General features: G+C 58.8%; 14 protein-coding genes. 8 read left to right on the top strand and 6 right to left on the bottom strand.

What is annotated here, in order from left to right; translation table 11 throughout:
* Positions 1-16: 16 nt before the first annotated feature.
* Entirely contained in the window at positions 17-2,674 is a 2,658-nt protein-coding gene (polA, locus tag QWU44_RS06895; RefSeq protein WP_370915356.1) for a DNA polymerase I, read from the top strand.
* Positions 2,675-2,690: 16 nt separating this feature from the next.
* Here the strand turns inward: polA and QWU44_RS06890 are convergent, their stop codons facing one another.
* Positions 2,691-3,545, bottom strand: a complete 855-nt coding sequence (locus QWU44_RS06890) for a class I SAM-dependent methyltransferase (protein WP_370914958.1) — start codon at positions 3,543-3,545, stop codon at positions 2,691-2,693.
* A gap of 256 nt (positions 3,546-3,801) precedes the next feature.
* Between QWU44_RS06890 and rpsA the strand changes: the two genes are divergently transcribed.
* The 3 genes from rpsA to coaE all read left to right on the top strand — a co-directional run bounded on the left by rpsA (position 3,802) and on the right by coaE (position 8,927).
* On the top strand, positions 3,802-5,268 hold the full coding sequence (gene rpsA / locus QWU44_RS06885) for a 30S ribosomal protein S1 (protein ID WP_370914957.1): 1,467 nt from the start codon (positions 3,802-3,804) through the stop codon (positions 5,266-5,268).
* A gap of 802 nt (positions 5,269-6,070) precedes the next feature.
* Positions 6,071-8,116: a glucose PTS transporter subunit IIA gene (locus QWU44_RS06880; RefSeq protein WP_370914956.1), complete on the top strand. Its 2,046-nt coding sequence runs from the start codon at positions 6,071-6,073 to the stop codon at positions 8,114-8,116.
* A 187-nt stretch (positions 8,117-8,303) separates the two neighbouring features.
* Positions 8,304-8,927, top strand: a complete 624-nt coding sequence (gene coaE, locus QWU44_RS06875) for a dephospho-CoA kinase (RefSeq protein ID WP_370914955.1) — start codon at positions 8,304-8,306, stop codon at positions 8,925-8,927.
* Here coaE and QWU44_RS06870 read toward each other — a convergent pair.
* Positions 8,921-10,408 carry a DUF4185 domain-containing protein gene (locus QWU44_RS06870; protein WP_370914954.1) on the bottom strand — a complete coding sequence of 496 codons (1,488 nt, stop codon included), beginning with the start codon at positions 10,406-10,408 and terminating at the stop codon, positions 8,921-8,923. The two genes, coaE and QWU44_RS06870, sit on opposite strands and share 7 nt — an antisense overlap.
* A gap of 111 nt (positions 10,409-10,519) precedes the next feature.
* On the opposite strand from QWU44_RS06870, the gene uvrB reads away from it, so the two are divergent.
* Together uvrB and QWU44_RS06860 are read left to right on the top strand one after the other, a co-directional pair.
* On the top strand, positions 10,520-12,625 hold the full coding sequence (gene uvrB, locus QWU44_RS06865; protein WP_370914953.1) for an excinuclease ABC subunit UvrB: 2,106 nt from the start codon (positions 10,520-10,522) through the stop codon (positions 12,623-12,625).
* Between the two features lie 157 nt (positions 12,626-12,782).
* Positions 12,783-13,223, top strand: a complete 441-nt coding sequence (locus QWU44_RS06860) for a universal stress protein (RefSeq protein WP_370914952.1) — start codon at positions 12,783-12,785, stop codon at positions 13,221-13,223.
* A 20-nt stretch (positions 13,224-13,243) separates the two neighbouring features.
* Here the strand turns inward: QWU44_RS06860 and QWU44_RS06855 are convergent, their stop codons facing one another.
* The 3 genes from QWU44_RS06855 to QWU44_RS06845 form a co-directional block, all read right to left on the bottom strand.
* Positions 13,244-15,529: a helicase gene (locus tag QWU44_RS06855; protein ID WP_370915355.1), complete on the bottom strand. Its 2,286-nt coding sequence runs from the start codon at positions 15,527-15,529 to the stop codon at positions 13,244-13,246.
* A gap of 188 nt (positions 15,530-15,717) precedes the next feature.
* Positions 15,718-16,536, bottom strand: coding sequence for a DoxX family protein (locus QWU44_RS06850; RefSeq protein WP_370914951.1), 819 nt, complete (start codon positions 16,534-16,536; stop codon positions 15,718-15,720).
* 148 nt (positions 16,537-16,684) lie between these two features.
* Entirely contained in the window at positions 16,685-17,287 is a 603-nt protein-coding gene (locus tag QWU44_RS06845) for an MBL fold metallo-hydrolase (protein ID WP_370914950.1), read from the bottom strand.
* Between the two features lie 86 nt (positions 17,288-17,373).
* Between QWU44_RS06845 and uvrA the strand changes: the two genes are divergently transcribed.
* Positions 17,374-20,226: an excinuclease ABC subunit UvrA gene (gene uvrA / locus QWU44_RS06840; protein ID WP_370914949.1), complete on the top strand. Its 2,853-nt coding sequence runs from the start codon at positions 17,374-17,376 to the stop codon at positions 20,224-20,226.
* Between the two features lie 22 nt (positions 20,227-20,248).
* On the opposite strand, the gene QWU44_RS06835 is transcribed toward uvrA, so the two are convergent.
* Positions 20,249-22,309, bottom strand: coding sequence for a DUF2339 domain-containing protein (locus QWU44_RS06835; protein ID WP_370914948.1), 2,061 nt, complete (start codon positions 22,307-22,309; stop codon positions 20,249-20,251).
* A 518-nt stretch (positions 22,310-22,827) separates the two neighbouring features.
* Between QWU44_RS06835 and QWU44_RS06830 the strand changes: the two genes are divergently transcribed.
* Positions 22,828-23,427 carry a hypothetical protein gene (locus tag QWU44_RS06830; protein WP_370914947.1) on the top strand — a complete coding sequence of 200 codons (600 nt, stop codon included), beginning with the start codon at positions 22,828-22,830 and terminating at the stop codon, positions 23,425-23,427.
* Positions 23,428-23,552: the final 125 nt, after the last annotated feature.

Genomic DNA, 23,552 nt, shown 5'->3' with positions numbered 1-23,552 from the left:
AGACCGTAAACGATTGATGCTCATCGACGGCCATTCGATGGCTTTCCGTGCGTTCTTCGCGCTGCCCGCGGAGAACTTTTCGACGACGGGTGGGCAGCACACGAACGCCGTCTACGGATTTATCTCGATGCTGGCGAACCTCCTCAAAGATGAAAAACCCACCCATGTGGCCGTGGCTTTCGATGTGGGGCGCCAGACATTCCGGAGCGAGAAGTTCCCCGCCTACAAGGCACAGCGTGATGCGACCCCGGAGGAGTTCAAAGGGCAGGTTGGCCTGATCAAGGAGGTCATGGAGGCTCTCGGTATCGTGACCATAGAGAAGGAGAACTTCGAGGCCGATGACATCATCGCCACCCTTTCGGTCGCTGCGCGGCCGTTGGGCTTCGATACGCTCATCGTCACCGGTGACCGGGATTCCTTCCAGTTGGTGAATGACACCACCACGGTGCTGTATCCGATGCGTGGCGTCTCCAATCTCCACCGCTTCACCCCTGCCGCTGTGGAGGAGAAGTACGGCCTCACCCCTGAGCAGTACCCGGACTTCGCTGCGTTGCGGGGGGATCCGAGCGACAATCTCCCGAACATACCCGGGGTGGGGGAGAAGACCGCAACCAAGTGGATCACGCAGTACGGGAGCCTTGAGGAACTGCTGGCGCACGCCGATGAGATCAAGGGCAAAGCGGGGGAGAACTTCCGCGAACGGCTTGATCAGGTGCGGATGAACCGAGAGCTGACCGAAATGGTCAAGGACATGGACTTGCCCTACGCTCCGGATCAGTTGGAACTCTCGCCCGCGAGTGTGGGACGGGTCGCTGAGAGGTTCGATGAGTTGCAGTTCGGAACAAGCTTGCGTGAACGCATCCTCGGCGCTGTGAAACATGACGGGGTGGACGCGGAGCAGATCGGTTCCGGGCAAGGTCCGGAGCTCACGGTGGAAGCGGAGCCCCTTGATGTGTGGCTCTCTGCCCGGCAGAATCAGGGGCTGGCGGTGGCGGTGGCCGGTACTCCAACTCCCGGGGCGGGTGACATTGATGCAGTCGCTTTTGTTGATGCGGAGCGTAAGGCACTCGTCGTGGAGGTGGCGGATCTGTCTCCGGAGGAGGAGTCGGCGCTGGCGAAATGGGTGTCCTCGAATGCCCCCAAGTATCTGCACGGAGCGAAAGCTGCGTGGCACATGTTCGCCGGCCGGAACATGGAGCTTGAGGGAATAGAACACGACACGGCGATCGCGGCGTATCTGTTGCGCCCTGGGCAGCGCACCTACGCATTGGGCGATGTTCTCCAGCGGCATCTACAGCGTCAACTCGACGGATCGCACTCCGCAAATGGGGCCGGTCAGCTCTCTCTTCTGGATGTGCACGAGGATCACACCGGACTACTTGCGGAGGCGGAGGCCGTCGCTGATCTTGCGGCGGTACTGACGGAAGCTCTGGAGGAGATCAATTCCTTCGCGCTGTATCGGGAGCTGGAGCTTCCCTTGATATCCGTTCTCGCCCGTATGGAGCACGTTGGTATCGCCGTGGACACCGACAGGTTGGAACGGCAGCGGGATGAGTTCATTGCCAAGGTTGAAGCGGAGGAAGCGGCCGCACGTGAGATCGCCGGTGATGAAACTCTGAACTTGTCCAGTCCGAAGCAGTTGCAGGTCGTGCTGTTTGACACCCTGGATATGCCGAAGACGAAGAAAACCAAGACCGGGTACTCGACAGCCGCGAAGGAGATCGAGGCACTGGCGGTCAAACACCCGCATCCGTTCCTGGATCATCTGCTCGCTCACCGTGAGTACCAGAAGATGAAGACGACCCTCGATGGTCTGATCAAAGCCGTTGCAGCAGATGGTCGAATCCACACGACCTTCAATCAGACCGTCACCTCGACCGGCCGATTGAGTTCGACGGACCCGAATCTGCAGAACATCCCAGTGCGTACCCCCGCGGGCCGGGACATTCGCAAGGCTTTCGTTGTGGGTGACGGGTACTCGACCTTGCTGACTGCGGACTATTCCCAGATCGAGATGCGTGTGATGGCTCATCTCTCTGGGGACGGGGGGCTGATCGAGGCTTATCAGAATGGTGAGGACCTGCACAACTTCGTCGGTTCCCGGGTTTTCGACGTTCCGGTGAATCAAGTCACTCCGGAGCTGCGGCGCCGCGTGAAGGCGATGTCCTATGGTCTCGTCTATGGGCTCAGCGCCTTCGGTCTGTCTCAGCAGTTGAATATTTCCGCAGGTGAAGCGAAGCGGATCATGGGTAACTACTTTGAACGGTTCGGGGGTGTGAAGCACTACCTGGATTCGGTGGTCGATACCGCTCGCAGAGACGGTTACACATCAACTCTCTTCGGGAGGCGCCGCTACCTCCCCGAGTTGTCGTCAACGAACAGAGTCGCTCGTGAGAATGCCGAACGGGCCGCCCTGAATGCTCCGATCCAGGGAACTGCGGCAGATATCATCAAGGTTGCGATGTTGCGTGTCGACGCCGCGCTCCGGGACGCAGCCGTTCGCAGCAGGGTCTTGCTTCAGGTCCACGATGAACTCGTCGTGGAAATCGCGGACGGGGAACTGTCGGTGGTGCGGGAGATTCTTGAGCGGGAGATGGACGGAGCCATCACCCTGGATGTACCCCTCGAGGTCTCGGCCGGTTCCGGTGAAAACTGGGACACCGCAGCACACTGATCTGGCGCGGCGCCTGTCACTGCGCCAGATGCGCGACGAAAATCGCGGTACCGGGGAATATCTTTCCGCGTAGCGGTGACCATTGTCCCCAGGTTTCGGTGAGATCGGAGGGCCATTCTGGTTCGATGAGGTTATCCAGGATAAATCCGGCGCCGATGAGTTCCCTGATGCGGTCTCCGATGGTCCGGTGCTGTTCGGAGTAAGTGACTGTCCTGGTCTCCGGGTCGCGTTCGACGTACCCCGAACGATCAAAGTAACTGCTGTATGCGGTCAGTCCGTCTTCTCCTGGGTCGTCCGGGAAGATCCAGCGCATCGGGTGAGTCACCGCGAAGACGAACCGGCCTCCGGGCACCAGGACCCTGGCTACCTCGCGCATCAGACCGGCGCTGTCAACGACGAAAGGGATGGCCCCGAAGACGCTGAACGCTACATCCATGCAATTGTCACGGTACGGAAAGTGGGTGGCATCGGCTTGGACAAGGGCCACGCCATTGTCATCCCAAGCGCGACTCCTTCCTTGGTTGAGCATGCCTCTGGAAATATCGAAAGCGGTGATGAATCCGACACCATCTGCGGCCAACCATGCGGAACAAGGGGCTGATCCGCACCCGATCTCGAGGACACGGGCGGTGTGGACGTTACCGAGGAGCCGTACGTCTTTCTCATGGAGCATTTCCGGGCACCAGTGAAACTCCCCCGTGGCGGACCTGGTGCCGAGATACGTCGAATGTTCACGGTGGTAAGTGGCAGCATCGTGATCCCACCAGGAACGGTTCGCCGCCGCAGATTCAGCGTCGGTGACCAGTGATTGTGCGAGTGGGTCAAGAGAATGGTTGGGGTGGTTCCTTGGCTCAGGTGTCACTTCGGTCATCGTCCCATGATAAGCGCTTCGGTTGCCGGATCATGAGAAGCCGGTTATTGTTGATCACGTGTGTCTGTACGGGCGACAAGATGCCACTCACAATAGGAGGGTGGTGTCGGGAAAACGTCATTACGGGTCCCAAGGTTTGTCCGGTACCCCGCTTTCCGCGTTTCATGATCTGCGCAGGTAAAGGCGGTGTGTTCCAGGGACGGCACACATTCCCTGTCCACTTTCGATTCCTATCCATTTCGGAGCACTCAAACATATGCCCACCAACAACGCCCCTCAGGTTGCCGTCAACGACATCGGCTCCGCTGAGGACTTCCTCGCTGCAGTCGACGCAACCATCAAGTACTTCAACGACGGTGACATCGTCGAAGGTACCGTCGTCAAGGTCGATCGCGACGAGGTTCTGCTCGACATCGGCTACAAGACGGAAGGTGTCATTCCCTCCCGTGAGCTGTCCATCAAGCATGATGTCGACCCGGGCGAGGTCGTCGCCGTCGGCGACGAAATCGATGCACTTGTCCTCACCAAGGAGGACAAGGAAGGCCGGCTGATCCTGTCTAAGAAGCGCGCCCAGTACGAGCGTGCATGGGGTGCCATCGAGGCCCTCAAGGAGAACGACGAGCCCGTCACCGGTACCGTCATTGAGGTTGTCAAGGGTGGTCTCATCCTGGACATCGGCCTCCGTGGCTTCCTGCCTGCTTCCCTCGTCGAGATGCGTCGTGTCCGTGACCTGGATCCGTACATCGGCCAGGAGATCGAGGCGAAGATCATCGAGCTGGATAAGCACCGCAACAATGTTGTGCTGTCCCGCCGTGCATGGCTCGAACAGACCCAGTCTGAGGTTCGCTCCGAGTTCCTGCATCAGCTTCAGAAAGGCCAGGTCCGCAAGGGCGTCGTGTCCTCGATCGTCAACTTCGGTGCGTTCGTTGATCTCGGCGGCGTTGACGGACTTGTCCACGTTTCCGAACTCTCGTGGAAGCACATCGATCACCCGTCCGAGGTTGTCACCGTCGGCGACGAGGTTACCGTCGAGGTTCTCGACGTCGACCTGGACCGTGAGCGTGTCTCCCTCTCTCTGAAGGCGACCATGGAAGACCCCTGGCGCGTCTTTGCCCGTACCCACGCGGTCGGCCAGATCGTTCCGGGCAAGGTCACCAAGCTCGTTCCCTTCGGTGCGTTCGTTCGCGTGGAAGAGGGAATCGAAGGTCTCGTCCACATCTCCGAGCTTGCTGAGCGCCACGTCGAGGTTCCGGACCAGGTTGTCACAGTCGGTGAAGAGGCCATGGTCAAGGTCATCGACATCGACCTCGAGCGCCGTCGTATCTCCCTGTCGCTGAAACAGGCTGATGAGGACTACACTGAGGAATTCGATCCGTCCAAGTACGGTATGGCCGATTCCTACGATGAGCAGGGCAATTACATCTTCCCTGAGGGCTTCGATCCGGAGACCAACGAGTGGCTTGAAGGCTTCGATGAGCAGCGTCAGGCGTGGGAGGCCCGCTATGCGGAGTCCGAGCGTCGCTTCCAGCTTCACACCGCTCAGATCGAGCGTCACCGCGCCGCTGCCGAAGAGGCTGCCGTGGCCGGCGCCACCAACTACTCCTCCGAGTCCTCCGACGCTGCACCGGCTGCTGCCGCTGCCAGCGACGTGGAGACCACCGGTGGTTCTCTCGCCTCCGATGAGCAGCTCGCTGCACTGCGCGAGAAGCTTGCCGGAAACTAGGTTCCCTTCCAATTTCTGATGACGATGATTGTCTGAAGAATGATGAAAGCAGAGTGGTAGCTCAGCAGATTGAGAGCTACCATCCTGTGTAAAAGGTCCGTTCGTTCCTCTCTGGAGCGGACGGACCTTTTCTGTGCTGTGTATGGGTTCTCTAGGGCCTGAAGAGTTCATGACAATCTTCTCATCGCCGGAAAGATCGCTCACCGGAAATATCGAGGGGTTGTTTGTCGCCAGAGCAGTCTCGTCCGCGTCCCGAGCCATCCGGAGCCCAAAAACGTCCATCTTATGTGTGGTATGGGGCTGGAAAATGAGTGCCCATCGCCGTGATGTTCGATCTGTCTCCTTCTTTCTTACTTAAAATTGTGGGTTCATTCACAGAATGTTGGTGTTTTACGGTTATCATCGGCTAAGATGTGAGTTAACTTACAAATGTCTGTTTTGTTCGACGTGTACGTGTGCGGACCGGGCGAAATATCACTCGAATGGGTGATAAACGGGTCTATTTTCATGCCGTTCGGGCAGTTGGAAGTTGGAGAACCCGCAAGACTAGACATATGATTGTGGGGACTCACCGCAAACTCGGGCATGTATGGCCTCGATCACTGTTGCACCACACGCTTGATTCTGTGCAAACACATCACCGCCTCCCAGGTTTTTCATAGATTAAGTTAAGCATCCGATGGTGTTTGCTTAGCGGGTTGGCCGGTTACATGACCGCGGTAGAGCCGGGCAGGAATACGCCTGCGCCGGATGAGGATTCACCCCGCGTTATAGGCGGTGGTGATGTAAGAAAGGTTCATACATGGCGTCTAAAACAATGACGACATCACAGTTCATTCTGGAGAAGGTGGGTGGCGCCGAGAACGTCGCCAACCTGACCCACTGCGCGACACGGTTGCGCTTCCAGCTTCACGATCAGTCCAAGGCTGATCAGAAGGCGCTGGACTCTAACCCTGATGTGCTCGGCGTTGTTCCCCAGGGAACGACTGGCCTCCAGGTCGTCATGGGCGGCGGAGTAGCTGAGTATTACCAGGGCATTATCAGCCAGCCCGGCATGGGTGAAGGCGCTGCTAAGAAGACGGGCAAGAAAGAATACGACGGTGTCCGTGGCAAGTACTCGTGGGTGGATTACGCCTTCGAGTTCCTGTCCGACACTTTCCGTCCGATCCTCTGGGCCCTGCTTGGAGCCTCGCTGATCATCACGCTCCTGGTGCTCTTCGATACCTTCAACATCCAGGACTTCCGTGCTCCGGACCAGCCCCCGACCTTCGCCTTCATGCATGCCATGTGGCAGTCGGTGTTCTACTTCCTGCCCGTCATGGTTGGCGCCTGCGCCGCCCGTAAGCTCGGTGCGAACGAGTGGGTCGGCGCAGCTATTCCCTGTGCTTTGCTCACCCCGACGTTCATCGCCATGGGTGAAGCAGGAGACAAGGTTTACGTCTTCGGCCTCCCGATGGTGCTCAATGGTTACTCCGGGCAGGTGTTCCCGCCACTGATCGCTGCGATTGCTCTGTTCTGGACAGAAAAGGGCCTGAAGAAGATCATCCCCTCTTCTGTGCACATGGTGTTCGTGCCGTTCTTCTCCTTGCTGTTCCTGATTCCCGCGACCGCCTTCGTTTTCGGCCCGTTCGGCATCTACATCGGTAACGGTATCTCCAGCATGCTTGATGCGGTCAACACCTTCTCACCGCTGATTCTCGCTATCATCATCCCGCTGCTGTACCCGTTCCTGGTTCCGCTGGGTCTGCACTGGCCGCTGAATGCGATCATGATCCAGAACATCGCGACCTTGGGCTACGATTTCATCCAGGGCCCGATGGGTGCCTGGAACTTCGCCTGCTTCGGTACGGTCACCGGCGTCATGGTTGTTGCCATGCGTGAGCGTGATCGTCAGATGCGCCAGGTTTCCCTGGGCGGTATGATGGCTGGTCTTCTCGGTGGTATCTCCGAACCCTCGCTCTACGGTGTCATGCTGCGGTTCAAAAAGAGCTACATGCGTCTGCTGCCAGGTTGTTTCGCCGGTGGTTTCGTGATGGGTCTCGTTCCTCAGATCACTCCGATCGAGCCTGTCACCGCAAACGCTTTCGTCTTCACCTCGTTGCTGACGGTCTTTGCCTTCAACTCGATCGGTCTCTACATCCTCGGTATCGCCGTGGCGTTCTTCACCTCCTTCTTCCTTGTCATCCTGTTCGACTACCGGTCGGAAGAAGAGAAGATCCATGCTCGCGAAGCTGCTGAAGAGTATGAGCGCGCGATGGCTGAACTTGCTGAAGATGAGGCACATGTCGCGTCCACCGGCAGCACCGCAGGTGCATCGTCCGCTGGTGCGGGTTCTGTCGCGGTTGCTGAAGCTCCGGCACCGGCCACCACGGAAAAGACCGCTTTGCGTCCCGGCGCTGTCACCACCATCACCTCTCCACTGGCTGGCCGCGCTGTGCCGCTGAGTGAGGTTCCGGATCCGATGTTCTCCGGCGGCAATGTCGGTAAGGGCCTCGCCATCATCCCGACCGGCACCACGGTTACTGCTCCCGGTGACGGACAGATCCTGGCTCTGTTCCCGCACGCTGTCGGTCTCCGACTGGACAATGGCATCGAACTGCTGGTCCATGTGGGACTCGACACCGTCGAGCTAAACGGAACCGGCTTCACTTCGCACGTCGAGAAGAAGCAGCGCGTCCGTGCAGGCGACCCGTTGCTGAGCTTTGACCCCGAGGTGATCACTGCCGCGGGCAAGCCCCTCATCACCCCGGTTGTTGTTCAGAACCACCGTAAGTTTGCTTCTGTGGAAGGCCACACCGCTGATTCCGTGGATGCAAACGCCACGATCATCACCGTGACTGCCAAGTAGTAATCTCGCCCCGGCGGTTTTCCCGGGGACCTGTAACAACTGCTTGAAAACTGAAAGCTCCTCCTGCCACATTTCACAGTGCGGCGGGAGGAGTTTTCGCGTATCTGATGACAGAACCGGTTTATTCCCGAACATAACGTGTGACCCCGTATGTCGAGGATGCGTGGGGAACGATACACTTAGGAATATGTTGAGAATCGGATTAACCGGCGGGATTGGCAGCGGCAAGTCGACAGTTGCCGCGGCGCTCGCGGACATTGAGGGAGTAGCCGTGATTGACGCTGATGCTATCGCGCGGGATATTGTTCAACCGGGTCAGCCCGCCCTCATTGAGTTAGTTCGTGAGTTCGGAGAGGATATTCTGGGGGAAGACGGACACCTCGACAGAAAACTTTTGGCTCAGCGCGCCTTCGGGGACGGTGCAGCCACCGAGCGGCTTAACGCGATCATGCACCCGCGGATTATCTCGGAAGCTGCACGTCGCCTGGACACGGCGGAAGCCGACGGTGCCGTTGCAGGGGTATACGACATGCCGCTGCTCTTCGAAACCGGGCAGGCTGATCAGTTTGACACAGTGATCGTTGTTGACGTGGATAGCGAAGAAAGAGTGCGGAGACTGACTCGGAACCGGGGAATTGACGCCGCCGACGCACGACGCCGGATGGCTGCACAAATCGGCGACGAAGAACGCCGCAACGGGGCGGACATCATCATCGACAACAACGGCCCCCTCACTGCACTCGAACCTCAAGTGAAGAGTATCGTCGCTCCGTTAATTGATGCGGAGCGGCGACGTTCGTCATCTCACTGATTCCTGTAGTCGACCACTCCGACGACCTCGAGACCGTCATCTTCGGTGGGATCGTAATCTTCATCAGCAGATGGACGTGGATCGGGATGCGAAACCCGTGAGTCGGTGTCAGTCGGAACGCGCCCCAAGAGTTCATCGAGGTTCGTACGCATCAGTAGGACGTTGTAGTTGCTCCAGGTTGTAGCGATGAAGTAGAGATCCCGACCTCCGTCTGCAGGAAGGATGGAAGCGCCGTAGAGATCATTCACGGTTCCGGTATCCACAATCATGTGCTCTTGTTCCCATGGACCCGTCAGACTTTCCGCTGTACGTAGTACCAATCCCCGGTCGGTGGTGAACAAGGTGATGAATTTGGAGAGATGATCATTCCATGTCACAGAGAGCTCGGATACCGGGCGATCGAAAATGGTGACTGCATCCTCGAGGGTGTACGGACCGTCATCTCCATCAGGATTCCTCTTTCTGTCGCCAGGTGAGAACCAACTCGTTCCATCGAAGAATCTGAATGCGGATTCGTCGGGGAACTCAGATACCGGGGCACGTCCGAGGATCGCGGAACCGTCCCTTCCAGATGGTGTACTGAATCTGTAAACGAAACCATCATGTTCGACGAACGACGACATTTGGAGCTTCTCATTACCTTCTCTGTAGGAAGGTAAACCCGTGATTTTGGTCAGGGATGGGCGCTTGTTCGTGCGGAGAGAATCTTTAACGACGGACCAGGTTACACCGTCCCGCGAACGGACCGTCCCAGCGTAGTTGGTCTTCCACCGGCCTGGTTCACTCCATTCACGAATGGACATGTAGTCGACGTAGTGCATTCCATTGATGGTGATCGCCGCAGTCGGAATGGTGGTGTGCTCGTGTCCGGGATCTTTGAGGGAATCGATGAATTCGACAGCCCGCCCCCGGGAAGTCCATCCGTCCCGCGCGAGGGCCTCTTCAATTTCAAGCCCATCGGCGTAGTCGAGATCGGAGGTTCGAACGATGGTGTTACTGCGCCAGTCGGAGGAAGAATCATCGCAGGCCACGGTGTCGCCAAAGATGAGCATCAGGTGTCCTTCAGCATCTTTCAGCGCGACACCGAGATCTGTCCCGGCGATTCCGAAAGCACGGTCGGTTCGGGCTGGGGATCCAGGCCCGGTGACGAGATGGAGTGCCTCGGTGTGGCCCTTGATGATTGGAAGTTGCCCAGGCCGCCCCTTCAGCCATGGAGGATTTGAGCTGTCTTCGTTGTCTCCGGGCGTGCCGTTCACAGTGCCTTGGACCCGGGGGATTCCGGTGGAACCACGGAAGGTTAGGGATTCGAGCAATCCGACGGGTTTCTCCTGCAGTGGTTCCTGGCGGAGATTGTTCACGCAGGGGCTACCGATTGCCGTGGTGGGAGGTGCTGCGATGATGAGGAACGGCCCCGTCACCGCGAGAGCAGCCAGTGTGGTGACGTGTCTCCGCATGTGTCGACCGGCTGCTGCTTCACTCATGTGCTACACGCTAGCCGGAGATCGTCTCACTCGCTAGTTGGCGACAGAGGTCGAAGCCTCTTCACTGATGCTCGTTCGGGTGAGCCTGTGACCGGGGGTAAACTCATGGTCATGGCTTTTGCTGCTGAACAACCTGTACTCTCCCATTCCGAGCACCGTCCGGTTGGTGATATTGAGCGTTCGGCGGCGACGTTCGAGGTTATTTCCGATTACCAACCGGCTGGAGATCAACCTACTGCGATCATGGCACTCGCGGAGCGGTTGGACAGGGGCGAACGGGACGTGGTGCTCCTGGGAGCAACAGGAACCGGTAAGTCGGCGACGGCAGCCTGGTTGATCGAGAAAGTTCAGCGCCCGACACTCGTTATGGCCCCGAACAAGACACTTGCTGCACAGTTGGCGAATGAGCTCCGGCAGTTGTTGCCGAACAATGCGGTTGAGTACTTCGTGAGTTACTACGACTACTACCAACCCGAGGCGTACATCGCGCAGACTGACACCTACATTGAGAAGGACTCGTCCATCAACGAGGATGTCGAGCGTCTCCGTCACTCTGCGACGTCGGCGCTGTTGTCCCGCCGGGATGTTGTGGTGGTGAGTTCGGTGTCGTGTATCTACGGTCTGGGTACGCCGCAAAGCTATCTGGACAGGTCCGTGGTTCTCAGGGTGGGGGATGAGATTGACCGAGACCGGTTTCTTCGGTTGCTGGTGGACATCCAGTACGCGCGTAATGACGTCGCGTTTACCCGGGGGACTTTCCGGGTGAAGGGTGACACCGTGGACATCATCCCCGCCTATGAGGAGTTAGCGGTCCGTGTCGAGTTCTTTGGTGACGAGATCGATTCGTTGTACTACATCCACCCACTGACGGGCGATGTGGTACGGAATGTGGATGAGCTGCGAATTTTCCCGGCCACCCACTACGTAGCGGGTCCAGAGCGTATGGAGAAGGCGGTTGCCGCCATCAAGTCGGAGTTGGCGGATCGCCTCGCTGATCTGGAGAACCGAGGCAAGCTCCTGGAGGCGCAGCGGCTCCGGATGCGCACCGAATACGATCTGGAAATGATTGAGCAGGTCGGATTCTGCTCCGGTATCGAGAACTACTCCCGACACATAGATGGCCGTGAGGCGGGATCTGCACCGGCGACGCTGATCGACTACTTCCCGGAGGACTTTCTCACCATTATTGATGAGTCCCACGTCACGGTTCCGCAGATTGGCGGCATGTTCGAGGGGGACATGTCCCGGAAACGGAACCTAGTGGACTTCGGGTTCCGTCTTCCGAGTGCTCTGGACAACCGCCCTCTGACCTGGGAGGAGTTCGATTCCAGGAAGGGGCAGTGTGTCTACATGTCCGCGACGCCCGGTACTTACGAGCTGACGGCGTCGGGGGGTGAGTTCGTGGAACAGGTCATTCGGCCCACGGGGCTGGTTGATCCGAAGATCGTTGTCAAACCGACGAAGGGACAGATCGATGATCTGATCGACGAGATCAATCAGCGTACCGCGAAGCAGGAGAGGATCCTGGTGACCACGCTGACCAAACGGATGTCGGAGGATCTCACTGATTATCTTCTGGAGCACGGCATCCGGGTTCGCTACCTGCACAGTGACATCGACACGTTGCAGCGTGTGGAACTGCTTCGGCAGTTGCGCCTCGGCGAATACGATGTTCTCGTCGGGATCAACCTTCTCCGTGAGGGATTGGACCTTCCGGAGGTGTCTCTCGTGTCGATACTTGACGCCGACAAGCAGGGATTCCTACGTTCGACGACATCTCTCATTCAGACTATTGGCCGCGCGGCGAGAAACGTCGCAGGTGAGGTACACATGTACGCTGACACCATCACAGAATCCATGCAGCGGGCCATCGACGAAACGGAGCGGCGTCGGGAAAAACAGATCGCCTACAACGTGGCTCACGGCGTGGATCCGCAACCCCTGCGGAAGAAGATCGCCGACATTCTCGACCAGGTTTACGAGAATGTCGGCGATAATCGGGATCAGGTGGGCTCCGCTGGTGGTGACGCCGCGCTTGTTGAGAGGCCCGACGTCGCTTCGATGCCGCGACAGGAAGTGCAGGATCTGATCACTGATCTGACGGCACAGATGTCGGTGGCCGCGCGGGAGCTTAAGTTTGAGCTCGCGGGCCGTCTCCGGGATGAGATAGCGGACTTGAAGAAGGAACTTCGTGGAATGAAAGAGGCCGGTATCTGATTGACCTGACCCATTGTGCAGGGGTGATCCACGGGGGCGGTGTTCCTTTTGCCTACAATGGACAGGAAGAATGACAGAAGGTTTGGTTGTCTGTGTGCTGTATTCAGTGCCGGATAATCAGAGCACGATATCCTGATCTCTCACCGGAAGGTTCACTATGAGTGACTACACCAAGATCGTCGTTGGAACGGACGGCTCGAAGTCGTCGATGTTGGCGGTTGAGCGGGCGGCGGCGATGGCTGCCGCATTCGATGCCACTCTGATCGTCGGCTGTGCGTACTACGAGTCCGAGGAACAGGCGCTGAAGACACTGCGCAAGGACTCCGTCACTGTTCTCGGCGATGATCCGGCTCAGCGTAACCTTGATGCGGCAGCCGCGGCAGCCAGGAAGATCGGCTGCGCGAAGGTGGAGACCGCCATCAAACCGGGTACTCCGGTGGAGGCGTTGATGGCGATCGTGAACGAGAACGAGGCTGATCTGCTCGTCGTTGGAAACCGGGGTATCAACTCACTGACGGGTCGTCTACTCGGCTCTGTTCCCGCTGATGTAGCCCGCCAGTCCCAGTGCGACGTTATGATCGTGCACACCGTGAGCTGACGGGATGTATTCTGCGGCGGTCATTCCACTGGGTGGGGAGGCCGCCCGATCACGGTGAGGGACTGCGTAGCACGGGTGTATGTGACGTAGAGATCCTGCCAGCCCTGGGGGGACTGTCCGACTATTGCGGCCGGATCCAGAACGACAACATGGTCGAACTCGAGTCCCTTAACCGCGTTCACCGTGACGCTCCCCGCTACCTGGGCGTCATCTGGGGCAATGAGGACACTCGTCCGTTCAGGAGATCGGTCGTGTAGCGTGCGGATGACCTCTGTCGGATCAGTTTCATCGGGCAGGAACCTGACTCCCCAACCGGTATCCCGGATGGCTGTCGCCGGAGTACGTTCAGGCGCGATCATCGGTAGAAGCTGCGCCGCGACATCCGAGATGTCCCGTGGTGTGCGGTAGTTGACCGTCAACTCGTGCCGGTGAAAGCGACTGTGCACATAGGGGGATAGTGTGTCGGTCCAGGAATCCACACCTGCGGGTGAACCAGTTTGTGCTGTGTCGCCGACGAGAGTCATCCACCGGGAGGGGCATCTGCGCATGACCATACGCCATTCCATGGGGGAGAGTTCCTGGGCTTCGTCGACGATCACATGCCCGTAAGCCCACGTATGGTCCATGCGGGCGCGTTCTGCTGTCGTCCGGGTGTCACGGAAACGTTGCCGTTCCGCTAGTGTTTCTGCGTCGATGACATCGTGCGCGGAAAGCACCTCAGCCTCGAACCCATCATCGAGATCGGAGGAGGCTGATGAACTCAGGATGTCCAGGGCCTCCTGGGCGTCCTCAACTTGTTCACGCCATTTCTGTTCGGCTGCCTCCCGGGCGGCGTCAGGATCGGGCATCCCCAAGCGTTCCGCGAGTTCGTCAAGGAGTGCCGCATCGGATTCCGTCCACGGGGAGCCGGGTTCCCGGTACAGTGCGTCGCGGGTTTCATCGTCGTAGTCGGCGGCTGCTGTGGCGATTGCGATTCGGTCGCTGAGTAGTCGATTCAGCACAGATTCCGGGTCGAGCACCGGCCAGTATGCGTCCACGGTGGCGAGGACAGACGGTTCCTCCATGAGGTCCTCGTGCAACTGCGCTATATCACCGCCACTGAGTAGATTTCGGCCACCAAGCGGGTCAGCTCCGATCTTCTCTGCCAATTGGTCCGTGAGTTGTTCAATGAGATGCTCCCGGAACACCGGTTGCGCGAGATTGTGTGGTCGGCGCGAACGACGTGCCCGTGTGCGGGCCTTCTTCACCATCGTCGGTGTGAGGAGAAGATCGAGTCCCTCCACCTTGATCCTGACGGGGGCATCGGGGAGTGTCTGATGGGCCTTGACCGCTTCCGCGAGAATCGTGACCATCTCCTCTGATCCCTTGATCTCTCGGGTCAACAGGTTATCCGAGGCCTCGGGACTGAAACCGGGGTAGAGCTCACCGATGGTGGAGAGGACAACACCGGTTTCACCGAGCTCCGGTAGAACACGGGAAATGTAATCGAGGAACGTCCGGTTCGGTCCGATGATGAGCACACCGGTCGCTGCGAGTTGTTCGCGCCACGTGTAGAGCAACCAGGCCACACGATGCAGTGCCACCGCTGTTTTCCCTGTGCCAGGCCCCCCCTCTACGACCATGACCCCGCGGGTCCGGTCGCGGATGATGACATCCTGCTCACGCTGGATCGTCTCAACGATATCCACCATGTGGCCGGTGCGTGGTGCGGTGAGCACGGGGAGTAGGGCAGATTCGCTTCCGACGCCGCTGCGTAACACCGATTCAGGTGTACCCGGTGTGACGGACAAACGTTCATCATCGATACCGGTCACCGTCCGGCCACTCGTGCGGATGTGTCTGCGGACGGTCACACCTTCCGGTTGCGCGGTTGTCGCGAGATAGAACGGCCTGGCCATCGGGGCGCGCCAGTCGAGCAACAACGTGCGATATCCGTCTTCCCTGGCATCGAGTCCCATCCTTCCGATGTATCGCCGGTCCAGCTCGGGAAACTCCGGTACCGGGTTCTCCGCATCAGGATCCCGAACATCGATTCTTCCGAAGACGAGACCGAGTTGAGCGAGATTCAACCGGTCAAGACGGGCGTTGAGTGCGTGGTACTCCGTCTCTCTCTCGACGAGAGCCTCGGCGTCGGGATTGGCGGCGTCGACACGCTTCATCACTCCACGGAGCCGCTCAGTCGACTGTGCCACCTCCGCATCAAGTCGCGCGAAGAGCATATCGGTGTATGCCTGTTCCGTGGCGATCTCCGGATTCCCGTTGCTGGGGAGTGGAGAAGAAAAACGGGATCGATGCTGCACGGTCAGTACTCCTGGGGAGATTCACGCTCGGGATCCCGTTGTTCGGTCGGGATTGGCGCGAGGAATGGTAAGGGAAACTCTAGTTCTGCTGGAAGCGGGGGTCCATCCCCAGGGGGGCAGACGAAGCACATGCGACGCCCCGCCGACCGGTTGGCGGTGGGCGGGGCGTGTCGAAGGGCGGGCAGGGCAGAGGATCAGAGGTCCAGCTTCCGACCCCACTTCTTCTGTGCCTTCTTTGCAGCTTTGTCCGCCTGCTTCTGGTACTTCTCGGCGTTCTTGGAGGCAGTCTTACGGGCTTCATCAGCGCGATTCTGCGCCTGGCTGGCGAGCTTCACAGCCCGTTTCTTGGCGATCTTCGCATTGGACTCGGCAGCCTTCAGCCAGTCGTCCCTGTTGTCCTCGAAGTAGTCCTGGGCGGCGCCGAAGTATTCGGTTGCCTTCTCACCGGCGTCGCCGAGGAATCCCCGGGTGGAGTGAGCAAGAGCGGAAGCTTGCTCGGAGGCGGATTCAGCGAATTTCTCCGTCTCAGACTTTGTGGGCAGTGCCCTCTGCACCTTTTTGTTGGTCACCTTCGCGGCGTGCTTCGTGCGCCAGGCGATACCGGGCTTACCCTGGGTGTCGGCGGTGGTGATGAACAGTCCTCCGAGGAGAGCAATGGAGGTGAGGAAGCCGGAACGACGTGCACTCTTTTCCTGATTGTCCTCCGCATCCCAGAAAGCGTGACGTGCGAGGATCGTCGGGATGGACGTCAACGCGAGGGTGAATGCGGACAGTCGCGGGAACTTTCCGAGTGCCAGCATACTGCCTGCACCCACTTTGGTGGCACCAAGACCTCGGGCGACGAGCTCCGGATCAGTCGGCACGAATGCGGCGTATTGCCGTGGAAGAACGCCACGCAGTCGGGTGATGACAGACTCGGTGCCTTCCACATGGGCCTCGGTATTGGCGAGGGTGTCGACGCCGTCCGCGATGTACACGGAGGCGAGCATCGGTCGGGCGAGCTTGCGGATCATGGGTTACTTGGCTCCTTGGTTGAGTACCGGGTCCGGCACGTGGCAACCCGTTGTCCCGTGAAAAACCGGTAAATAGGGTTACGACGTGCGACTGTCCGGTAATCCTACCGGTTTCCCCGGGATACGTGCACATGAGCGAGCATTAGGGTCACCACCCACGCTCACTCCATTCCTTCAGATGCGGACGTTCAGCACCGACGGTCGTGTCCCGACCGTGTCCGGGATGCACCACCGTCTCATCGGAGTAGACGTCGAAGACTCGGGTGGAAACATCGCAGAGAAGCCTCCGGAAATCACTGTCGCCGTTGGTTTTCCCGACTCCTCCCGGGAACAGGCTGTCCCCGACGAAAAGATGCGTGGTTCCGTCAATGGTGACCTCTATGCAGAGGCCTCCAGGTGTGTGTCCGCGGAGGACGAACACCGGGAAGTTCATTTGCTCCCACTGAAGTTCCGCACCGTGGTCGAGCTCGACGTCAACTCGAGCGGGCAGTGCCGGGGCGTCGAGGGAAGAGGAGTAGTGGATCGCGCCGGTCCGTTCGAGCACCTCCGGAAGTGCTCGAACGTGATCCCAGTGTCGATGCGTGGTGACGACACCTGTGATCGTCGCGCCGTATTCCGCGGCGAAGGAGATCAGTCGGTCGGCGTCATCCGCGGCATCAATGAGTAAAGCGCGATCACCGGCGATGAGGAAGAAGCAGTTGTTGTCCATCTCGGACACGGACAAGGAGCGCAGAGTGACATCATGGGTCATGTGCACAGACTAGCTAATCACCCCAGTCGTTGATATGTTCGATACTGTTTGCCCTCTACACGTTCAACCGGAAGGTACTGAGGCCAGTGGCTGATCGGCTCATCGTGCGCGGAGCGCGCGAGCACAATCTCAAGGGGGTAGACATCGATCTGCCCCGCGACACCCTGGTCGTGTTCACCGGCCTTTCAGGTTCCGGGAAATCCTCCCTGGCATTCGACACGATCTTCGCTGAAGGGCAGCGCCGTTACGTGGAGTCTCTTTCGAGTTATGCCCGTCAGTTCCTCGGACAGATGGACAAGCCTGATGTGGATTTCATCGAGGGATTATCCCCGGCTGTCTCTATTGACCAGAAATCGACGAACCGGAACCCCCGTTCGACGGTCGGGACGATCACGGAAGTCTACGATTATCTCCGATTGCTCTACGCTCGTGCCGGGACCGCACATTGCCCGGAATGTGATGCGGTCATCGAACGGCAGACCCCGCAGCAGATCGTCGACCAGGTCCTTGACATGGAACAGGGACTGAAGTTCCAGGTTCTCGCACCGGTGGTGCGTACGCGGAAAGGGGAGTTCGTCGACCTTTTCGCGGACCTCGCAGCACAGGGATACTCCCGGGTCCGGGTCGACGGAGAGGTTCACCAACTCTCCGATCCACCGAAACTAGAGAAGCAGGTCAAGCACGACATCGAAGTCGTGGTGGACCGGCTCCAGGTGAAACCGACGCAGAAGCAGAGGCTCACCGACTCAGTGGAGACCGCACTTGGGCTCGCTGACGGAGTAGTCATCCTCGACTTCGTCAGCCTGGATGACGATGACGAGAACAGGACACGCCGATTTTCCGAGAAGATGGCGTGTCCCAACGGTCATCCGCTCGGAGTGGATGAACTCGAACCCCGGAGTTTCTCCTTCAATTCCCCCTACGGTGCCTGCCCCGCATGTGATGGACTGGGTACCAAATTGGAAGTCGACATCGATCTCGTCGTTCCCGACGTCGATGTCCCTCTCGTGGAGGCTATTCAGCCGTGGAACACCGGTTTCAACACCAAATACTTCACCAAACTTTTGACCGGGCTCGCGCAGGCGATGGGTTTCAGCGAGAACACCCCGTTCAGTGAGCTCACTGCGGCCCAACGGCGGGCCGTTCTCCACGGTAGTAAACATCAGGTGAGTGTCCGCTACAAGAATCGATACGGTCGTGTCCGTAATTTCACCGCGCCATTCGAGGGGGTGCTGCCGTATCTGCAGCGCAAACTCGATCAGACGGATTCCGACAGTCAGAAGGACCGGATACTCTCCTACATGCGAGAAGTTCCGTGTCCTACCTGTTCAGGAACACGGCTCAAGCCGGAGATCCTGGCAGTTCGTTTAGCCTCGAACCGACACGGGGAGCAGTCCATCGCGGGATTGACGCAGCTTTCGGTCGCGGACGCCGCAGAGTTTCTGGACACCCTGATCTTGGGGCCTCGGGAGCAGATGATCGCTGGTGCTGTTCTCCGGGAGATTCAGGCACGACTGAAATTCCTCCTCGATGTCGGTTTGAACTATCTTTCGCTCAATCGTGCGGCCGGAACCCTCTCCGGTGGGGAAGCTCAGCGAATCCGACTCGCAACCCAGATCGGCTCGGGTCTGGCTGGAGTTCTCTACGTACTCGACGAACCGTCTATCGGGCTGCACCAACGTGACAATCAGCGTCTGATCACCACTCTCGAACATCTCCGGGACATAGGAAACACCCTGATCGTGGTGGAACACGATGAAGACACGATTAATGCCGCCGACTGGCTCGTCGACATCGGACCGAGAGCCGGCGAATACGGCGGCGAGATCGTCTATCAGGGGGATCCCGGGGGAATCCGCGACTGCCCGGAATCTCTTACCGGGCAATACCTGTCGGGTGAACGTTCCCTCGGGGTTCCGGACGAACGCCGACCGATAGACCGGGACCGGATGCTCACCGTCGTTGGTGCCAGGGAGAACAACCTCGCCAACGTCGATGTGAACCTTCCTCTCGGTGTCTTGTGCTGCATCACCGGTGTTTCAGGATCTGGTAAATCCACACTGATCAATCAGATCCTCGCCCGTGTTCTGGCAAACCGGTTGAACAAAGCACGCCAGGTTCCGGGTAAAGCGAGACGTGTCGACGGAATCGAACACCTCGACAAACTGGTTCAGGTCGACCAGTCCCCGATCGGACGTACACCCAGATCGAATCCTGCTACCTACACCGGTGTCTTCGACAAGATTCGTATGCTGTTCGCAGAAACAAACGAGGCCAAGGTTCGTGGGTACAAACCCGGACGTTTCTCATTCAACGTCAAGGGCGGGAGGTGCGAGGCGTGTCGTGGCGACGGAACGTTGAAGATTGAGATGAACTTCCTCCCGGATGTTTATGTCCCATGTGAGGTGTGCGAGGGCGCGCGGTACAACCGTGAGACCCTCGAGGTGAAGTACAAGGGTAAGTCCATTGCAGAGGTTCTGGACATGCCTATCAGTGAAGCCGCGGAGTTTTTCCGTCCCATCACGTCCATCCACCGGTACCTGAATACATTGGTGGAGGTGGGACTCGGCTATGTTCGCCTCGGGCAGTCGGCGACAACCTTGTCCGGAGGTGAGGCACAGCGTGTGAAACTGGCCAGCGAACTTCAGAAGCGATCCAATGGGCGGACGATCTACATCCTCGACGAACCCACAACGGGCCTCCACTTCGAAGACATACGTAAACTCATGCTCGTCATTCAGGGGCTGGTGGACAAGGGAAACAGTGTCCTCATTATCGAGCATAATCTTGATGTGATCAAGGCTGCTGACTGGATTGTCGACATGGGCCCGGAAGGGGGAGCGGGAGGCGGTCGCGTCGTTGCGGAAGGCACTCCGGAAGATGTCGCGCTGGTTGCGGAGTCCCACACCGGGCAGTTCCTCCAACCTTTACTGAACTGAGTGGAAAGGCCGTGGTGCTGCTTCAGGTTGTTGAGTCGACACCTGACGTGTTCTCGATGTCTCCTGCCGCAGACTTTGGGACAATCACCGTCTCATCGCCTCCGGAATCCGTAATTCCAGGGGCGGTCCGTTCACGCTGTGTCCGGAATGCGGCGATGGAGAGGAGTGCGATGCCTGATACGAGGAATGCGAAAACCCTCGGAACACCGCTGATGGTTCCAAGGTCGACGAGAATCAATTTTGCGGTGCCGGCGCCCGCCAAAAGCGTGCCCGCACCCAGCGACGCTTGTGCATTCATATTGTGTGCCCCGAGTAGTACGTAAGCGGCGAGTGCGATCCAGAGTATCGAAACTGTTGCATGGCCGAGGAGGAATCCAAGCTCAGCGTTGCCGAAAATGCCCACTAGGAAGGTCGATACTGTAACCACTGCGACCGTCGACAGGTGAAGACCTGCGAGGGCAAGCAGTATCCGAACCTGGACGGAGAGCTCGCCGATCTGCTTCCGCGCCACCGGAATGATGCAGAGGAGGATCGCTATGAGGACCCCCTCAGTCAACGGGAGAATATTTCGGAGAGAATCAACCCCCTGTCCGAACACCATTGTCGCAGGTAGGGCGGTGAAAATTACCGTCATGAGCGCCCAGGCGATCCATGGTGCGTTTCCCGAGTGGAGACGCGCCATGGCCGGAACCGCGAGGATGGCGAAAGCGAGGAAGGCTACCGGAAGGTAGGCCAGGACCGCAGGTTCGGGTTGGTTGTAGTCGAGCTTCGTTCGGTTCTGGAAATCAACGAGAAGTAGGGAGACAGGGGCTGCGGCGGTTCCGACTGTGATCAGCGTGGGAGCCACGAAGTGGGCAGGGGAGCACCGTCCCGTGGGGTGGGGGAGAAGCGAGGACCGGTATCCCGCGGCAGCCATCAAGACGAGCAGCACGAATGGTGCCCAGTAGAGGGCGGAAGGGAGGCGTCCTTCCAAGGCGAAGAAGTTGGAGAACACCAGGAACAGAACCAGGAGTGGTGTCCACGCGGAGGCTAGTTTTTCGGCGGTGGCCGAGGTCGGTACGCGGTCATAGAGGACGGCTGCGGTGAACACCAGGGAAACGATGATCGCGACACCGAAAGACAGATACACGTCTACCGGGCTACGGAGGATATTCAGGGAGCTGAACAGGGCACCACCGATCACGCAGACGGAAGCGGTGATCCGGGCCCTGGGCCAACCCAAACCGAAGGTCACGAGTAACAGTAGAAGTCCCGGGAGTGACGAGGGCCAGGACCATTCGGCGGAAGTGAAAGCCATGTCTGCCTGCCACCAGGACCAGTGAAGCGCGAAAATGCTTGCGCCGATGGTGAGAACGATTCCCGTAAGTTCCATCCGCCACTTGCGCGCGCAGGTGATGGAGAGAAGAAGGAATAGCGCCATGCAGAAGGTCGAACCCACCCATCCGGGCCACCACTCATACCTGAATACGACGAACCAGGTCGTGGTAAGGGCGGTGAGGAGCGCTGTGACCAGGAATGCGGACACAATCGTCTGGGTGTTCTGAGCTCGATCATCGAGCCGATTCCGGGCCACGGCTGCGCCGACTCCGAGGCCGACCGCCAGAAGATAAGCGAGGAGCACTCGGCTGAGTGGCCCGAGAAGTCCGCTCTGTGCGGCGAGGACAACTAATAGTGCCACCCCGCCGAGAGTTATCAGTGTGCCACCTATCGCCAGTAACCGGATGACTGCGTTCTCCGATCGCCACCATGGATCCTGGGTGTCAGCCGGTACCCGGGGAAGTGATGCTGATCTGGGTTCCGGGGACCTAACTGCGGGAATGTGGGGCGAGACAACGGGTGTACTTTCCGATACAGATACGGGACCTGTGGCCGGGGCCCCATCGACGAAAGGATCCTGTTTCTGTAACGGAATCTGTGAAGCATGATTGTCGACACCGGAGCTGATCGGGGCTGTGGAAGCGACGGGAATACCTTCCAGGGCGTGTTGCACTTTTGCGCGGGCCTCACGCACCGCTTGTTCGGCGTTTGTGAGGCTCACCAGCGCCTCTACCAGATCTTTACGGTCGTTTTTTTCGGCGGGCATAATTCCAGAGTCTAGACTGCGATATACAGAGTGATTGGACGGTTCGAGAACATTCCGATGTCTGGGGGTGCTATCTGTCATCTGGCGCCAATGGTGAGACGGATCTGTGTGTAGTTCCGGGGTATGACGGGGCTAACCGCTGAACGCGGGCGCACTATCCTCGACAGTGTGATGTGCCGAGCCATCCTCCCCGGAGTCCGGAGTCTCCGGTTCTCTTTCCGTCGGCAGACAGTGAATGAGGTGCACTAGTGACTGAAACGAATGGCAGCGGAACGGGTGACCGTGGAGCTTCAGAACATGAGGCCGGTTCCGTTTCACGAGACCCGTGGTCGGAAATCCCTCCGGAGAGCGACGTCTTCACACACGATGCCGGGAGCACCTCGGATCTCTCATGGAAAGGTGCATCCTCGGATCCGGCTCCGACCCAGCAGCTTCCGCCCCTCGGTGCTGGGGCTGCGGGGCAGCGAACTTCACGGCAGATACCGTCGACGCAGCCTGCCCCGTCGGGGAGGCCAGCGGTGCGTGGTGCGACCGGTGTCGTCATAGGTTTCCTTGTTGTTGTCATCATTGCAGCGCTATCTGTGCTGGTGCTCGGCTTCACCGTACTGGGGTGGGGTAGCCCGGAGCGAGACAAATCAACCACTCGTACGGACGAAGAGGCTGTGGTCGTGGAAACGACGGTGGTCACGGTGACGGCGGCGCCTTCGGAATCTACACCTGTGAGCTCCCCGAACACCGGCACGAGCCCCAAGGAGTCACCGCGGGCACGTGTGTCTGTGGAGGAAACGGATGAAGTATCGCCGACGCCGTCGAAAGCAGAAACTTCCAGGAAACCGACGACGACTGAGCGTCGGTCCGGGTTCGGAGTTCCCGACGGGGCCATGCGCTGCGGAGACTCCGGTCGTTCTGGCGTCTATGCCGGAACCGACGTGACTAGCTGTGGGTTCGCCATGAACGTCGGAAAGCAGATAGCCGATCAGGGAGGTAATTCTACCCGGGCAATTTCTGCGGTGTCACCGGTGACCGGTAAGAAATACCGGATGACCTGTTCTCCGAAGGGGGCAGGTGCCTGGGAATGTAGGGGAGGTGACAATGCTGTCGTTTATGTGGTGCCCTGATTCGGGTCCATGATCTCGGGGTGAGGGGCGTGCACTTTGGTGGTGCAGCTAGTCATGATATACTTTAAACCACTACCGCCCATTGTGGGCTTTCGTGTTGCATGTTATGTCTGTCGCAAAAATCA

This window comes from Corynebacterium sp. CCM 9203 (genome assembly GCF_041357675.1).
GTDB lineage: Bacteria > Actinomycetota > Actinomycetes > Mycobacteriales > Mycobacteriaceae > Corynebacterium.
Note: the sequence above shows the minus strand (reverse complement) of the source record. Positions and strands in the feature narration are given on the sequence as shown.

What these genes read in the sequence shown, in the direction of transcription:
- QWU44_RS06890 (WP_370914958.1), bottom strand. Translation starts at nt 3,545, where the DNA reads ATGACCGAAGTGACACCTGAGCCAAGGAACCACCCCAACCATTCTCTT.
- QWU44_RS06835 (WP_370914948.1), bottom strand. Translation starts at nt 22,309, where the DNA reads ATGCCCGCCGAAAAAAACGACCGTAAAGATCTGGTAGAGGCGCTGGTG.
- uvrB (WP_370914953.1), top strand. Translation starts at nt 10,520, where the DNA reads ATGGCTTTTGCTGCTGAACAACCTGTACTCTCCCATTCCGAGCACCGT.
- QWU44_RS06880 (WP_370914956.1), top strand. Translation starts at nt 6,071, where the DNA reads ATGGCGTCTAAAACAATGACGACATCACAGTTCATTCTGGAGAAGGTG.
- polA (WP_370915356.1), top strand. Translation starts at nt 17, where the DNA reads ATGCTCATCGACGGCCATTCGATGGCTTTCCGTGCGTTCTTCGCGCTG.
- QWU44_RS06860 (WP_370914952.1), top strand. Translation starts at nt 12,783, where the DNA reads ATGAGTGACTACACCAAGATCGTCGTTGGAACGGACGGCTCGAAGTCG.
- rpsA (WP_370914957.1), top strand. Translation starts at nt 3,802, where the DNA reads ATGCCCACCAACAACGCCCCTCAGGTTGCCGTCAACGACATCGGCTCC.
- QWU44_RS06850 (WP_370914951.1), bottom strand. Translation starts at nt 16,536, where the DNA reads ATGATCCGCAAGCTCGCCCGACCGATGCTCGCCTCCGTGTACATCGCG.
- QWU44_RS06870 (WP_370914954.1), bottom strand. Translation starts at nt 10,408, where the DNA reads ATGAGTGAAGCAGCAGCCGGTCGACACATGCGGAGACACGTCACCACA.
- coaE (WP_370914955.1), top strand. Translation starts at nt 8,304, where the DNA reads ATGTTGAGAATCGGATTAACCGGCGGGATTGGCAGCGGCAAGTCGACA.
- QWU44_RS06845 (WP_370914950.1), bottom strand. Translation starts at nt 17,287, where the DNA reads ATGACCCATGATGTCACTCTGCGCTCCTTGTCCGTGTCCGAGATGGAC.